Raw genomic sequence first — 15,016 nt, 5'->3', positions numbered from 1 at the left:
AGCTTATGTTACCCCTGTTTAGAATAAAGCTTGGTCAAACTTTTTAGCGATTCGGTTAGCGATCAGCACAAGACTGCAGCTAATGATGGATTCGAAGAATCCCATTGCCGTAGTTAAGCTAAATTGTGAACTACCTAGGCCCATTTTATAAATGTAGGTGCTAATGACTTCCGATACGTCCGATACCGCGGCGTTCTGCAAGTTGTATACTTGGTCAAAGCCAACCTCCATCACCTTTCCCATCGCTAATATAAGCAATAGGATAATGGTGTGCCGAATACCTGGAAGAGTAACGTGCCACATTTGCCTCCACTTCGTAGCCCCATCCATGCCGGCGGATTCATAAAGGGAAGGGTCAATGGTCGTAAGGGCAGCCAAGTAAATAATAGTGCTAAACCCCATTTCTTTCCACACGCCTGATCCAACAAATATAGTGACCCAAGATTTCGACTCGTATAAGAAGGTAATCGGTTCCATGTTGAACAACTTAAGCACCTTATTAATTGAACCGTAGTCTGTTGCAAATAAAGACAATACGATACCAGAAACGATGATCCAAGAGAAAAAATGCGGCAAATAGATAATCGTTTGTACCCATCTTTTAAACCACGACCTTCTTACTTCATTGAGCAAAATGGCCAGAAAGATGGGAATCGGAAATCCGAAAATTAAACTCAAAAGACTGAGCCAGAACGTGTTCCAAATGATTTGAAGTGTATTGGAGCTAGAAAACAAAAGTTTAAAATACTTTAGTCCCACCCATGGGCTGCCCAAAATCCCATCCGAAAAATTGTAGTTTTTGAAAGCGATCACAAGTCCGCCCATAGGCCAATATTTGAACAAAATGTAGTATGCAATGACAGGGACAAGCATGATAAAAAGCGGAATGTTTTGTTTCAGTCTTCTTCTTCGTCTCAGCTGTAAAGCTTTCTGCTCACTTGTCGTTAGGGGGAGTCTAGGAGCTTCATTGATATTTCCGTTCAAGGCTGCTTCACTCCTTACTTCGATGTAATATACCTATAATAAAAGTTTTGATCAAAAAAACCCTTAAAAAATTATAGAAAAATCTATAAATTCATTGGGTATGAGTCAAATTACGATAGCCTCTTTAAGCATGAGGAGGTTTGGTAACTTTCGCTCCACTCGAGCTCCTGAGACGCCTCTTTTTGCCTTCTCAGGATTCAACATGCTACTTTACTTAGAGTATCGGAAAATGTATTTTTGACCTCTCACAAGAAAAAGACTCATTTCATATACGGACACATATTTAATTCCAGCTGCACGGTTATAGTGCCACTGCGTTCCCATCCTTTCGTATTCGTTACCAGAAAAGGCACCGCTTCTGTACCGTAACCGGAAAGTACAGACGTATCCACCCGTTGTGCCAACCAAAAAAGGCCAACCAGATATATCTGGCTGACCTGATCATACGAAAAGTTGCTATCCCTAAGGCTCGCGGAACGTCGATTCGTTATTTTGGGAAATCTGCACTAAAAATCGAATAAAAGGAACGTGCGTGCGCTATTTGATCAAAATGAGCGATCTGGAGGCAAAAACAACGAAATAACGCATCGTCGTTCCTCTTCCTCATGAATTCGGGCGTTTTTCCCAATTAGCGCATCGACGTTCCCTCAGCAAATTCTGGTTACCATTGGATAGTAAAATAAAGGTAGATGGCATATCATCCCAAAATGACTTTTGGGACAGCAGCCTAATGAGCTTCATATAAGCTAATCACAAACCGTTGGAGCCGCAGTTGATTGCCTAACAATCAGCTCGGGACGCATCACGACACGTTGCTTGGCTTTCGATTCTTTCTTCAATTCTTGGATCAGTAAATCCACGACCATTTTCCCCATCGGCTCGATCGGCTGAGCGACAGTCGTAAGCGGTGGATCTGTGACTGAAGCCAGAATCGTGTTATCGAAACCGATCACGGACAGATCCTCTGGCACGCGTAGGCGAAGCTGTTTAGCCGCCTGAAGCGCACCAATAGCGAGCAAATCATTACAACAAAACAGCGCAGTCGGCCGATCAGAACCCGATTGTCCCAACAGTTCAAGCGCCTCACGCTTTCCATCCGCTACAACGTAGCGGCAGTTGCGTACGCTGTTTTCCGGGAGTTGAACTCCCGCTTCTTCCAGCTTGCTCTTGAAGCCACGGACCCTTTCACGGCTGCTGCTTACTTTCGAGTGCTCAGCCAGAATGGCCATGCGCCGATGACCCAAATCGAGTAAATGCGTTGCTGATAACGCCCCTCCGACAAAGTCATCCACGACGACCGTATGAACGTCGAGATCAGGCATTTCCCTCGCGATCATTGCTATGGGGATCGCTCTCTCCATCAATGGAGTCAGCATGTCTTTATTGTCCATCCCCGTACCAATGATCATGGCATCCACCCTTTTTTGCTGGAGCAAATTCAGATATCGCTCCACCCGTTCATCTTTATTGTCGCTGCTGCAAATGACCAAACTATAGCCCATATGATGGCCTTGGTCCTCTACTGCTCGAGCAATTTCCGCAAAAAAGGGATTGGAAATATCGGGCACAAGCAGACCTAAGGTATAGGTCTTTTTACCAGTCAGCGCCGACGCGATAACGCTAGGCTGATAATTGAGCCGCTCCATAATCTTTATGATTTCACCGCGCCGTTCTTCGCTTATTTTTCCTTTGCCGTTCATGACCTGCGAGACCGCCGCAATGGACACGCCGGCCTCTCTTGCCACATCATAGATGGTTGCCTTCATCCTACTACCCCATTTTTCTTGAAGGATACTTTTTTTTCTTCCATTATGAAGGGGCTGACGGGAACTTGCAAACCGGCTTACGCTTCGCGCGGCTTCGTCATAATCCAAGCATGCTCCGGATCATTATGAAACTTCCATGTTCGCGTAGGTCCCGCCATAACATTCAGGTAATACACATCATAGCCTGGAGGCGCCGAAACAGGGTGATAGCCACGCGGAACGAGCACGGTTTCGCCATTCTTAACAATCAGCGTCTCATCGAGCGACCGATCGTCCGTGTACACACGTTGAACCGCAAAGCCATGCCCCGGATCGACGCGATAATAATACGTCTCTTCCAGAAACGATTCGTCCGGAAGCGCATCGCGATCATGCTTATGGGGCGGGTAGCTCGACCAGTGCCCATTCGGTGTGAAGACTTCAACCACAAGCAAGCTATCCGCTGGCTCCTGCTCTGGCAAAATGTTATGAATTTGGCGCTCTATATTGCCATAACCACGCGTTTCTACCCCTACCTGATCAGGTGCAATCAGACGTGCCTTATGGTTGCCAGCGCCAGGAGCGGAGCAAACAGCAAGCTCTACTGCTGTCAGCGCGGTGACCTCGTAGCGATCATTATTTGGTACATAGACGGAATATGGCGGTATTTTCTCAAATACGCTCATCCGCTGCCCAATATTTTTCCACTCTGCTTGCTTGGTAGCCACATCGGCTTTACCAGTGAGCAGAACTAGACAAACTTCCAGCCCCGCTGTCTCACGGCTCAAAGATTGCCCCTCCGCAAGCTGTACAACTTCGAAACCAACATACTTCCATCCTGCTGATTCTGGAGTCACCTTCAAAAGGCTGCCTTCCTCATTCGGGGTGGAGGCAGGCGTTACAATCAGTTTGGATCTGTTCATGTTAACGTCTCCCTCCCTTACTGAGATACAGAGGTCTGTTTAAGCAAATCTAACGCCTCGCTCACTTTCACCGGCCGGCCCAAACGGGAAGACAGCTTAGCAGCTAACGCGATCCGCTCCGCCTGCATACCGTCATAGCCACTCACTGGCACAGGCTTATCATTCAAAAGACAATCGATGAAAATCTGTGTTTCTTCCATATAGGCAGCTTGATAGCGTTCTAGGAAGAAATGCAGCGGCTTTTCGCTAACAACAGCGTCCGCTGTACTGATTACAGCCGTATTAGGGTGATCGTTGGCAACCGTTACGCTACCTTTGGAGCCGAACACTTCAACCCGTTGGTCATAGCCGTATACCGCTTGGCGGCTGTTATCAATAACACCGAGAGCACCGTTCTGGAACCGCAGCGTTACGATTGCGGTATCGACATCGCCGTGCTCGGCGAAAACCGGGTTAATGAGCACATTGCCCTGCGCATACACTTCCTCAACCTCGCTTCCCGCTACATAGCGAGCCATGTCGAAGTCATGGATCATCATATCCATGAATATGCCGCCCGACACCTTGATGTAATCAGGGTGTGGCGGATTCGGATCACGGGACGTGATTTTCACAATATGCGGATCGCCAATTGTTCCTCCTTGAACAACCTCGCGAACCCGCTTGAAGTTGTGGTCAAATCTGCGATTGAAGCCGATCTGCAGTTTCACACCTGCCTGATTAACCGCTGCAATAGCCGCTTCCGTTTGCGTGATATCCATGCAGATTGGTTTCTCGCAGAAAATATGTTTACCCGCCAGTGCAGCCAGTTGAATGAGCGGGACATGCGTATCCGTGGATGAGCAAATAAAGATGGCGTCGATGTCAGGGTTATCAATTAGCTCATGGCTGTCTTTGGTAACTGTCTTAATCTGACGCGAAGCAGCCCATGCTTCTAAGTCAGGACCGGCAAATAAATCACTCACCGCAAGGATTTCAACCTCGGGTATCCGAAGCAAATTGTCTGCGTGGATTTTACCAATTCTGCCGGCACCAATAATACCAATTTTAATTTTTTTCATCATGCTTTCCCTCCTGCTTTGCCCGCACTCCCGAACAATTGAATTTTAGCTCTAACGGAGGCGATGATCGCTTCCCGTGCCGGCACTAAATAGTTCCTTGGATCGTATGCTTCCGGATGTTCATTCAAGAACGAACGGATAGCGGCTGTACAAGCGATTTGATTATCGGTATTCACGTTGATTTTGGCTGTACCGCAAGCGATCGCTTGACGAATCTCTTCATCTGGCAGACCGCTTCCGCCATGAAGCACCAGCGGCAGTCCAGTCAGCGTTCTAATTTCCGCCATTCGATCGAAACCGAGCTTTGGCTGTCCCCGATAAGGACCGTGAACGGATCCAAGGGCTGGAGCTAAACAATCGATCCCCGTCTCCCTCACTAAACGAACGCAGTCCTCAGCAACAGCGTACATGCCTTCGGCTTCGTCTACGGCTAAATCATCCTCGCGTCCGGTAATCCGGCCCAGCTCCGACTCCACCGATACACCCAGCACATGCGCCGCTTGTGTCACCTGACGAGTGACTTCGATATTGTGTTCCAGCGTATGATGAGAAGCATCGATCATGACCGAGGTAAATCCGGCATGGATCGCACGGATACATAGGTCATAGCTGGTTCCGTGATCTAGATGAAGAGCTACTGGGACGGTTATCCCATAGTGCTCAATCAGCGATTTCACCATGCCTACAATACAGGGCAGTCCGCCCATATACGGGATATAAGCTTCACTAACGCCTAGAATGACAGGCGCTTGTTCCTGCTGAGCAGCCTGTAGGATCGCTTGTGTAAATTCTAGGTTATTCAAATTAAACTGCCCGACCGCATATTTTCCTGCCAAAGCCTGCTGCAGCATCTCTTTCATTGAAACGAGCGTCATGAAGTTCTCCTCTCCTGTCGATAAGGTCTAACCCGCTGTTACCAGCGAGCAGTGACCATTTTCTTCCGCGTATAGAACTCCACGCCGTCCGTCCCATTCGCATGCAAATCGCCGTAGAACGATTTTTTCCAGCCAGAGAAAGGGAAGAAAGCCATAGGCGCAGGAACGCCTAGGTTAATGCCGAGCATACCGGCATCGATATTTTCACGGAATTGGCGTACATTGCTGCCATCCTTTGTGAAGAGACATGCGCCATTAGCAAAATCGGAACGATTGGAGAGCTCGATCGCTTCCTCAAGAGTAGCCACTCTAACGATGGAGAGAACAGGTGCAAAAATCTCGTCCTCCCAAATTTTCATGCCGCACTCCACTTGGTCAAAGATCGTAGGTCCCACGAAATAACCTTGCCCCTCAGAAGCAGCGTCCTTACGTCCATCGCGGACCAGAAGCGCTCCTTCGGTTTCACCGATTTCAATATATTTAAGCGTTCTTTCTTTATGCTGACCACGGATGACAGGCCCTAAGAAAATGCCTTCCTCCAAACCATTGCCAATCGTAATCTTATCAGCAGCTTCAAGCAGCTTGCCCACAAGCGTATCGCCAACTTCTCCAACCGCCACCACGACGGAACAAGCCATACAGCGCTCGCCTGCAGAACCAAAGGCTGCATTGACGATTTCTTTCACAGCAATGTTCAAATCGGCATCCGGCATAACGATCGAGTGGTTTTTAGCGCCTGCGAGCGCTTGAACGCGTTTGCCATTGGCAGAAGCAGTTTTGTAGATATATTCGGCAACTGGCTGGGAGCCAACGAACGAAATGGCTTTAACTTCCTTATGTTCAAGCAGGCCATTGACCACGTCATGCGCACCATGAACGATATTAAGCACGCCAGCTGGTAAGCCCGCTTCATGGAACAGCTCAGCCAAGCGGTTTGCCAGATGAGGTGTGCGCTCAGACGGCTTCAGCACGAATGTATTGCCGCAGGCAATCGCCAGCGGGAACATCCAGCAAGGCACCATCATCGGGAAGTTGAACGGTGTGATACCGCCGATAACACCGATTGGATAACGGTACATGCCGGATTCAATATTGGACGCGATATCTGGAAGCTGTTTGCCCATCATGAGCGATGGAGCCCCAGCGGCGAATTCTACGCACTCGATGCCGCGAAGCACTTCTCCGTAAGCTTCATTGTAGCTTTTGCCGTTTTCTTGCGTAACGATTCGAGCCAGCTCATCCCAATGCTCAACCAGAAGCTGTTGGTATTTGAATAGTACGCGAGCCCTGCGTGGTACAGGTGTGCGGCTCCAGGTTTGGAAAGCTTCTTGTGCCGTACGAACCGCATGATCCACATCATCTTTCGTAGAGATTGGAATATGAGCAAGAATTTCTTCTGTTGCAGGGTTATATACCGGTTCTGTTTGTGTGGATGTTGAAGCGATCCATTCGCCGCCGATCCAGTTTTTCAATGTTGTTGTCATATGTGGACTCTCCTTTAGTGGTTCGAATTAGTTATGATGCTGTAATTTCACCGCGGTTGCAGCGCTCGATATAGTCATTTACTTGATCGGTTGTCGGCATCGCATCAGAGCAACTGTGACTGGAGATCACGATAGAAGCTGCGGCACTGCCGTATTCCATACTTTTCTCAATCGTCCAACCTTGCATGATGCCATAAATAAAGCCAGCCGCATAAGAATCGCCCGCACCAAACGTCTTGACCACCTTAGCAGGAAAGCTCATGGCACGATGACCAACACCGTCTGGCGTATAAGCGATGGAGCCTTCCTTGCCATGTTTGATAATGACAATCTTGGCCGAGTAATCGAACCATTTCGCAGCCGTGATACGATCATTTTTCTCCGCATTGTTCTCAAAGCGCTCCATCATATCGAATTCTTCGCGAGTACCCAGAATAATGTCACATTTCTCAGCCGCCAAATTGTAGTAAACAGCTGTCTCTTCCGAAGTTGTCCATGTGTATGGACGGTAATCCAGATCAAAAATGATGACGACCCCATGCTTCTTCGCGTATTCCAGTGCCTGAAAGACAGCTTCGCGGGACGGGCTTTGCGCAAGTGCTGTACCAGAAATAAGCAAAACCTTCGATTCAGCAATCAGCGATTCTTGCACTTCGGACGGTGTTAGCAGCAGATCAGCCACATTGTCGCGATACATAAGGATGCTGCATTCCGTTGGGCTTTTAATTTCTGTAAAAGCTAGTCCCGTAACCGCGCCTGTATGATCAGTCACGACATTCGTTGTTTCGATGTTGTTCCGTTCTAAATAATCAGCGATGAAACGTCCCATTTGATCGTTGGCGATTTTGCCAACAAAGGCCGTTTTCATGCCCAATCTTGCCATGCCAATCGTAATGTTAGCGGGTGAACCCCCTACATATTTGGTAAACGTCATGGTCTCTTCCATGGGACGATTAATTTCATTCGCATTCAAATCTATGCATAGTCTGCCAATGGCTACAAAATCGAGCGGCTTCGACTGCGGAAAGGAAACATAAGTCATCGGATCGTTACCTTCTTTCTTGTGGAATGAGGGATTCTATATGTTGAAGTGCTTGCTTCGCGTATTCGTAAGGGTTGTGTGCAGCCGGATCCTGCTCGCCTTCCAACATCGCCCATCCCGCATAACCTTGTGCCAGCAGCTCCTCAAAAATAGGTGCAAACTCGATACAGCCATCACCCGGAACGGTGAACACCCCTTTGCGGATACAAGTCACGAAGTCGACCTGCTCGGCGCGAGCTTCGTCTAACACGGCTTGCCGAATATCCTTCAAGTGGATATAAGCGATCCGCTTCTCATGCTTGCGCAGCACAGTGAGTGGATCCGCCCCGCCATAATAGGCATGACCGGTATCAAAGAGCAGGTGTACAAGCGAAGGATCCGTGAGCTCCATCAGCTTATCGATTTCCTCCGGACTTTCAACAACCGTTCCGCCATGATGGTGATACGTCAGCTTCAGACCGTACTCCTGCGCGATGGCTCCCGCAAGGTTCAGTCCTTCGGCTAAGCTTTGCCAGCCGGCTTCGTCCAGACGAAGCACTTCCTTCTCGTTCGGGGAGCGGCGCGGGTCAAAGTGGAGCGAACCCCCAACTTCCGCTGTGCTGATGACCGTACTGCCCATTTCTTTGAGAAATTCGGCATGCTTCCTGTAGGCTTTCAGCTCCTCATCCCTGTACGTAGGATCAGAGAATAGCACGGATTTCCACTGTGACACGAGGCCTATCCCCCGCTTATCCAGCTCCTGCTTCAGCACCGCAATATCGGTCGGATATTTACGGCCCATCTCGGTACCTTTTAGCCCCAACGCCTGAATATCATCTAAAATTTGCTCATATGTGGTATCCGCGCCATGTTCTTTGACGTCTTCTCCCACCCAATTAATTGGATGAATACCTAGCTTAAATGGCAGATCTTTCATAGATATGTTCTCTCCCCTTTATCGTTAAATGGGTCTCGCCGCTTGTATGTTTTTCTTCATTTCTTCGTGTGCTGCAATTACTTTCTCGCTCTCGGAAACTTCTGGAACACCTACCTGCCACCAGGATTCATAACCCTGTGTGTTAGTTCCCGGAACAACAGGAATTTCGATCAGCGTCGTGACCGTTTCTTCCTTCGCTTTAAGCAGCGCTTCCTTGAGTTCTTCCGGTGTGCTTGCTTTGTACGCCTTTGCGCCTAAGCTGCGAGCATGCGCTGCGAAATCGATCGGCATATATCCTCCTGTCAACTTGCCCGTAGCGGCTTCACGATACCGGAACTCATTCCCGAAGCCGTCGCTGCCGTGGCCCCTTTGCAGATTATGGATGCATTGGAAACCATGATTATCGAACAGCAGCACCGTAAATTTCCGGCCTTCTTGGAGGCTTGTAACCAACTCAGAGTGCAGCATCAGGTAGCTTCCATCACCGACCACGGCATAGACCTCGCGATTCGGCTCCGCCAATGCTGCCCCGAAAGCGCCGCTAACTTCATAACCCATACAGGAGAAGCCGTATTCCATATGATAGGTTTTAGGCTCCGAAGATCGCCATAAACGGTGTAAATCCCCCGGCAGGCTCCCCGCTGCGCAAACAATGACAGCTGAAGGATCAATCGTTTGATTAATGACCCCAAGCGCGCGAGTTTGGGCAAAGCCCTCTGCACTTTCCGCATTGTATAAACGGTCAACCTCGCCATCCCACTCCGCTTTCAAAGAAGCTATGTAACCGTTCTCGTAACCGCTAACATAGCGCTGAGCCGTCATAGCATCTTTCAGAGCACTTAACGCTTCCTTCGCATCAGCGGTAATACCTATCCCGCTCAATTTTGAAGAATCAAACCCACTTACATTTATATTAATAAACTGCACCTTCGGATTCGCAAAAGCCGATTTAGATGCCGTTGTAAAGTCGGAATACCGCGTCCCTACGCCGATAATCAGGTCCGCTTGCTTCGCCAGCACATTCGCTGCGAGTGCGCCCGTAACACCAATAGCACCAACATTCAGCGGGTGGTTCCAAGGCAACGAGCTTTTACCAGCCTGCGTTTCTGCTACAGGAATCCCAAAGGCAGCTGCAAATTCCATTAATTCTTTCGTCGCATCCGCATAAAGGACTCCGCCGCCTGCAATAATCAACGGACGCTGTTTGCCTGCCAGGCAGGCCACAGCGCGATTCACTGCTTCTCTTGCTGGTGGACGTCTATCTAGATAATGGACTTTCTTATCGAAAAAGGCTTCCGGATAATCGTACGCCTCTGCCTGCACATCTTGAGGCAAAGCTAATGTAACCGCTCCTGTTTCTGCAGGGTCTGTTAACACCCGCATCGCCTGTACAGCCGCGCTCATCAACTGCTCGGGCCGAACAATCCGGTCCCAATATTTACTGACCGATTTGAAGGGATCTGTAGCTGACACGGTATAATCGCCCACAACCTCAAGCTGCTGAAGCACTGGATCCGGCTGTCTTGAGGCAAAATTGTCACCTGGCAGCAGCAGCACCGGAATCCGGTTGACTGTCGCTGTTGCCGCGGCGGTCACCATATTCAGAGCACCGGGTCCAATCGATGTCGTGCAGGCATAGATTTGCCGACGGTTTTGCTGCTTGGCGTAAGCCGCCGCGGCATGAACCATCCCCTGCTCATTCTTGCCTTGTATATAAGTAAGGTCTCCTGCGCTCCGTTCCAAGGCTTCTCCAAGTCCTGTCACATTGCCATGACCGAAAATCCCCATGACACCACGTACAAACTTGGTCTCTTGTCCATCCACAGACACATACTGTTGGTCCAGAAAACGCAGCAGCGCTTGTGCCATCGTTAGTCGAATCGTACTCATGACCATCTTCCTTTCACGATAAAGGTTAAGCGCTTAATCTCACAAGGTTAAGCGCTTAATCCGATAGTACAACATATTGTTTTCGACCGCAATGCCTTTTACAAAAAAAACTCATGGACGAAGAAATGGGAGTGGCAAAGTACCATCATTAAGCTCTTAACCTTATGATGTCGCTCTGCCATTCCTATATTCCTTGGGAGACATTTGGAACTGCTGTTTGAAGACATTCGTAAAATAGTTCGGCTCATCAAACCCGATTGCGGAAGCGATCTCGAATATTCTCATATCGGTATTTCGGAGCAGCAAAGCCGCCTTATCCATACGGAAACGGGTAACGAAGCGCGTAAAGCTTTCCCCTGTTGCTTTCTTAAATACGACGCTGAAATAGCTTGGATTTAAATGAATATGCGAGGCCACATCGGTCAAGCGGCATTCTTCATTGTAGTGCTCTTCAATGTACTTGACGGCTCTCTCGATCAGATTGTCACTTTTGGCCGCTTGCCAGTTGTTAAATTGCTGCAGGAAGCTCTTCACTTGCTCGGCAGCCCATTGAAGGACTTCCTCTGAGGTCCAATGCGTCTGCGGCATTTCGTTAGGAATCCTGGCTAGCGCATTGTTATCGCCCGAATCAAATTGCTTCTGTATTGTTCCAAGCAAAGCAATGGAGAGAGATAACGCCCCTATTCGCATTTCCTCTGGCGATGTAAGAGACAGCTCGGCCAGCACTCGATCCAAAAGTAGCTGAAGACTGTCCTCCTGACCGACCAGAATGGCAGACATCAGTTGAACTTCCATTTCTCTAACCTTCGCTTGGTTCAGCGATAGCATGATCCCGGAACCTGTCTCACTACCAATCTCAGGAAGGCTGTTAACAGGTCCATAGACAATCCCTTTGGTCAAGTTATACAAATCCGCTAACTCATTAGCAGAAGGGCCGATCCCCATGGAAATCATATGCAAGCGAATTTTCAAATATTCGATGGAAGCATTTTGAATGGCTTCTTGCAAGCTCTCTTCGACACCATGTTGTGCCGAAACCAGTACAAAGCTGTCATGCTCCACCAATAGAAGCTGAGCCTCCAGCCCCGCTCCATTCAGCAGCTCTAGGGCGATATTGGAGAACGCAAATTGCATAAGACTCATGTCGCTTTTCCCATACGCTTTATTTGCCAAATCCTCACTGTTCATTTGCAGAAGCCACAGCTCCCTACCAGCCAAGCCCTCCGTTAGCCTTGCTGCTACGCTCTTCTCATAAGGCAAGTCCAATAAAGCCGCTCGAAGCTCCTGATCTTGCTGAAGCCTCAGCTGCACTTGCTGCTTTTGCTGCTGCGCGTATTTAACATAGAACCGCTCGGATGCCTTATTCATCACCTGACGAACATCCTGTTCCGTACATGGCTTGATCAGAATATCCAGCGCACCATGCCGAACGGCAGCTTGTGCATACTCGAAATTCTTGTATCCCGTCAAAATGATGACAAGCATGTCAGGATGGCTCTGTCGCAAATGGCCTACGAATTCAATCCCGTCCATGACGGGCATTCGAATATCGGTCAACACCAAATCAGGCTTAAGCTCATCCAGCAGCGCTAAGGCATCCTGCCCATTGCTTGCTTCGCCAACCACTTCCCAGCCCAATTCTCTGCCCTCTAACATCTTTATCAGCCCTTTTCGAAAATTCGGCTGATCTTCCACAATCAATACTTTCCCGATTCTCATGCTGCTGAACCTCCTGTCCCGACATCATTTACAAAAGGCAAAACTAAGCGCATAGTGGTGCCGCTTTCAATCACGCTATTGATTTCCAAACGATAAGGCGTACCATACACCAGCTCGATTCTCCTTACAACACTGCGAACCCCGAGACTTTCTCGCCCATCTGAACGCTGCGGCAAAGATGAGCCCTCGAAGCCCAGTATTTGCGAAATGGCCACTTCATCCATACCGCAGCCATTATCCGTTACTTCAATCTCCAGGAAGCCATCCCGGCTGCTCGCTTTAATCAACAGCACTTTATGCGACACTTTGTTGCGAAAGGCATGCATAAACACATTTTCTACCAATGGTTGGAGAAGAGACCGCATTACCTGGCCGTTCAGAACGTCATCATCCGCTTGAATAATCGTCTCCAAGTCCGTTTCAAAGAGCTCCTTCTGCACCTTCAAATAGTTACGAATCTGCTGAAATTCTTCCCTCACGGTGGTCAGCGTACGCACAGGCATCAATGAATACTTGAGCATCTCCGATATAGCCGCGATCAAGGCCGCCGTTTCGGTCTCATCTTGCAGATAAAGCTTCCAATAAATTTCGTTAAACATATTATGCAGAAAATGTGGATTCAGTTGGGCTTGCAGCGCTTTAAGCTCCGCTTCCTTCTCACTCAATTGCGTCAAATACACTTCCTTAATCAGCCTTCCGACTTGTTCGGCCATTGCGTTGAAGCTCTCTCCGATATAAGCAAGCTCATCTTTGGTTCTAATCTCGATGCGCGTATCGAAATCGCCAGATCTTACCTTGCGCAGACCCTGCAGCAAATCCTTGAGCGGCCGCAGCAGATTGCCCGTGGAAAGTATAATCAACACACTGGTGAGAAGAACGCTGATCAGGCCAGAGATTACGATTTTCTGAAATAAATCTCGATTCTTGCTTTGAATGGCCGTAAGCGAAGTTCCGCTGACCAGCTTGAAGGAAGTCACTTTCGACTGTGCTTGAACGAACAGATGGTTATCCAATAGCTGAGTTTGATTCAAATTTTTCAGCCGTTCCCGTTTATCTACCGAGCTCTCCGGCGAATTGCTAAATAACAGCTCATTATTCTTGTTGAACAAATAGACTTCGCCCTCTCCATTCTTCGTCAGTTCCTTGAGAGAACCCGAGAAGAACGACTCGTCAAAAGCCATCACGAGCACGCCATACGTGTTCAAAGCACTATTTTTCATCCACCGGGCCACAATGATTGTATTTCTAAACCCGCTTGGTTCAATAGAGGATGGCAACGGCATGCTAATCCATACGAGGTCCCCGTAGGTGTCGTTGATTTTGGATTGAATTGTGCTGAATACGCTCTCACTCGGGATATTAATGGCCGAGGTGGTATAGCTGAAATAAGAAGGATTCCCTTTGAGATCATATAAATACATGCCAGTAATGTACGGCGCATCCGATTTGATCTGGAAAATCTGATCTTCGATTTGCTTTTTATTGTAATACAATTTAAATGGATCGGAATCTTCGCTCGAATTGATCCGCGTGATGACCTTTTCGATTTCAGGATTAAATACGACCGTTTGTGAGACCCGTACAACCTCCTGAACTTTCAGGTCCATCTTCGCCAGTGCCTCTTCATTCGTACTAGAAAACTGCTTACTGATTTCTTCCTCAAATAGTGACAAATTATAGCGATACGTTAAATAGCCCGTTACGCCGAAGGCCAGCAAAATGATAACGGATAGGCTGAGAATCAGTTTTACCCTGAAGCTGCGGTTAATGCTTAGTATAAGTTGACTCCATGATCTCATCTGATTTACCCCTATATCTTCGTATTGACCAATCCCTTGACGACATTATAGCAACATCGTTCGTGTTCCTGCTATCCCTTTAGTCATATTGGCAAAAATGAACAAACTGGATCTCACAAGCCATGTAATATTTGAATGACATTGGAGAAAATCCAATGAAATATCATCACGGGCTTTGGACATCCGACTTTGATTGGAGAAAATCCAATGGAAACCAACATTTTCCACGAATATTAACGTTTTGAGGCCATTCGATTGGAAATAATCCAATGTTTGCTATCATTGTTAGGCCTGAATAGGAAAATCAGTGGATAAAATCCAATGGTTCACCATTCATGTTCACTCATTCGTTCCCAGCTCCTTCTACCCCTCTTATCCACAGTCAGCGGCCTGCATAATTCCCCGGCGGACCAATTCTAGCACACAGCTAATGAAACCAACCGGAAATAGACGTTTAACGGGCGTATATGCCGCTAACTGCCTATTTGGTGCGATGATTCCGAGCTTACGGACTTCAGCGCCGTTATTCGGCTTCAATCTATCTTATTTTCATCATTTGAAGGAGATTAAGGGCTATC

The 15,016-nt window shown here is 48.1% G+C and carries 12 protein-coding genes; all 12 read right to left on the bottom strand.

The genetic code is table 11. The features are described from left to right. Positions 1-18: 18 nt before the first annotated feature. The 12 genes from ASG93_RS16250 to ASG93_RS16200 all read right to left on the bottom strand — a co-directional run bounded on the left by ASG93_RS16250 (position 19) and on the right by ASG93_RS16200 (position 14,438). Positions 19-873 (bottom strand): ABC transporter permease, encoded by an 855-nt coding sequence (locus tag ASG93_RS16250; protein ID WP_082614929.1) that lies wholly within the window; start codon positions 871-873, stop codon positions 19-21. A 371-nt stretch (positions 874-1,244) separates the two neighbouring features. Beyond that, the gene (locus tag ASG93_RS35135; RefSeq protein WP_156410924.1) at positions 1,245-1,388 is read right to left on the bottom strand and encodes a hypothetical protein; all 144 of its coding nucleotides are present in this window, start codon (positions 1,386-1,388) and stop codon (positions 1,245-1,247) included. Between the two features lie 342 nt (positions 1,389-1,730). Further along, positions 1,731-2,750 carry a LacI family DNA-binding transcriptional regulator gene (locus ASG93_RS16245; RefSeq protein ID WP_056833599.1) on the bottom strand — a complete coding sequence of 340 codons (1,020 nt, stop codon included), beginning with the start codon at positions 2,748-2,750 and terminating at the stop codon, positions 1,731-1,733. Between the two features lie 77 nt (positions 2,751-2,827). Next, positions 2,828-3,652 carry a 5-deoxy-glucuronate isomerase gene (iolB, locus tag ASG93_RS16240; protein ID WP_056833598.1) on the bottom strand — a complete coding sequence of 275 codons (825 nt, stop codon included), beginning with the start codon at positions 3,650-3,652 and terminating at the stop codon, positions 2,828-2,830. A gap of 17 nt (positions 3,653-3,669) precedes the next feature. Beyond that, complete coding sequence (gene iolG / locus ASG93_RS16235; RefSeq protein WP_056833655.1) at positions 3,670-4,713, bottom strand: inositol 2-dehydrogenase; 1,044 nt, start codon at positions 4,711-4,713, stop codon at positions 3,670-3,672. Further along, positions 4,713-5,588, bottom strand: coding sequence for a class II fructose-1,6-bisphosphate aldolase (gene fba / locus ASG93_RS16230; protein ID WP_056833597.1), 876 nt, complete (start codon positions 5,586-5,588; stop codon positions 4,713-4,715). The genes iolG and fba overlap by 1 nt, the downstream gene beginning before the upstream one ends. 38 nt (positions 5,589-5,626) lie before the next feature. Then, positions 5,627-7,072 carry a CoA-acylating methylmalonate-semialdehyde dehydrogenase gene (locus ASG93_RS16225; RefSeq protein ID WP_056833596.1) on the bottom strand — a complete coding sequence of 482 codons (1,446 nt, stop codon included), beginning with the start codon at positions 7,070-7,072 and terminating at the stop codon, positions 5,627-5,629. A gap of 31 nt (positions 7,073-7,103) precedes the next feature. After that, on the bottom strand, positions 7,104-8,114 hold the full coding sequence (iolC, locus tag ASG93_RS16220) for a 5-dehydro-2-deoxygluconokinase (protein WP_056833595.1): 1,011 nt from the start codon (positions 8,112-8,114) through the stop codon (positions 7,104-7,106). Between the two features lie 7 nt (positions 8,115-8,121). Continuing rightward, positions 8,122-9,030 carry a myo-inosose-2 dehydratase gene (gene iolE, locus ASG93_RS16215; protein ID WP_056833594.1) on the bottom strand — a complete coding sequence of 303 codons (909 nt, stop codon included), beginning with the start codon at positions 9,028-9,030 and terminating at the stop codon, positions 8,122-8,124. 24 nt (positions 9,031-9,054) lie between these two features. Further along, entirely contained in the window at positions 9,055-10,920 is a 1,866-nt protein-coding gene (gene iolD, locus ASG93_RS16210; RefSeq protein ID WP_056833593.1) for a 3D-(3,5/4)-trihydroxycyclohexane-1,2-dione acylhydrolase (decyclizing), read from the bottom strand. A 162-nt stretch (positions 10,921-11,082) separates the two neighbouring features. After that, positions 11,083-12,639, bottom strand: coding sequence for a response regulator (locus ASG93_RS16205; protein ID WP_056833592.1), 1,557 nt, complete (start codon positions 12,637-12,639; stop codon positions 11,083-11,085). After that, positions 12,636-14,438 carry a sensor histidine kinase gene (locus tag ASG93_RS16200; RefSeq protein WP_056833591.1) on the bottom strand — a complete coding sequence of 601 codons (1,803 nt, stop codon included), beginning with the start codon at positions 14,436-14,438 and terminating at the stop codon, positions 12,636-12,638. The genes ASG93_RS16205 and ASG93_RS16200 overlap by 4 nt, the downstream gene beginning before the upstream one ends. Positions 14,439-15,016 lie beyond the last annotated feature (578 nt).

Origin of the sequence: Paenibacillus sp. Soil787, assembly GCF_001429545.1 — a bacterium.
Lineage (GTDB): Bacteria > Bacillota > Bacilli > Paenibacillales > NBRC-103111 > Paenibacillus_E.
This window is presented reverse-complemented; position numbering and strand designations above follow the sequence as displayed.

What these genes read in the sequence shown, in the direction of transcription:
- iolC (WP_056833595.1), bottom strand. Translation starts at nt 8,114, where the DNA reads ATGACTTATGTTTCCTTTCCGCAGTCGAAGCCGCTCGATTTTGTAGCC.
- iolE (WP_056833594.1), bottom strand. Translation starts at nt 9,030, where the DNA reads ATGAAAGATCTGCCATTTAAGCTAGGTATTCATCCAATTAATTGGGTG.
- iolG (WP_056833655.1), bottom strand. Translation starts at nt 4,713, where the DNA reads ATGAAAAAAATTAAAATTGGTATTATTGGTGCCGGCAGAATTGGTAAA.
- ASG93_RS16200 (WP_056833591.1), bottom strand. Translation starts at nt 14,438, where the DNA reads ATGAGATCATGGAGTCAACTTATACTAAGCATTAACCGCAGCTTCAGG.
- ASG93_RS16250 (WP_082614929.1), bottom strand. Translation starts at nt 873, where the DNA reads ATGCTTGTCCCTGTCATTGCATACTACATTTTGTTCAAATATTGGCCT.
- iolD (WP_056833593.1), bottom strand. Translation starts at nt 10,920, where the DNA reads ATGAGTACGATTCGACTAACGATGGCACAAGCGCTGCTGCGTTTTCTG.
- ASG93_RS16245 (WP_056833599.1), bottom strand. Translation starts at nt 2,750, where the DNA reads ATGAAGGCAACCATCTATGATGTGGCAAGAGAGGCCGGCGTGTCCATT.
- fba (WP_056833597.1), bottom strand. Translation starts at nt 5,588, where the DNA reads ATGACGCTCGTTTCAATGAAAGAGATGCTGCAGCAGGCTTTGGCAGGA.
- iolB (WP_056833598.1), bottom strand. Translation starts at nt 3,652, where the DNA reads ATGAACAGATCCAAACTGATTGTAACGCCTGCCTCCACCCCGAATGAG.
- ASG93_RS16205 (WP_056833592.1), bottom strand. Translation starts at nt 12,639, where the DNA reads ATGAGAATCGGGAAAGTATTGATTGTGGAAGATCAGCCGAATTTTCGA.
- ASG93_RS16225 (WP_056833596.1), bottom strand. Translation starts at nt 7,072, where the DNA reads ATGACAACAACATTGAAAAACTGGATCGGCGGCGAATGGATCGCTTCA.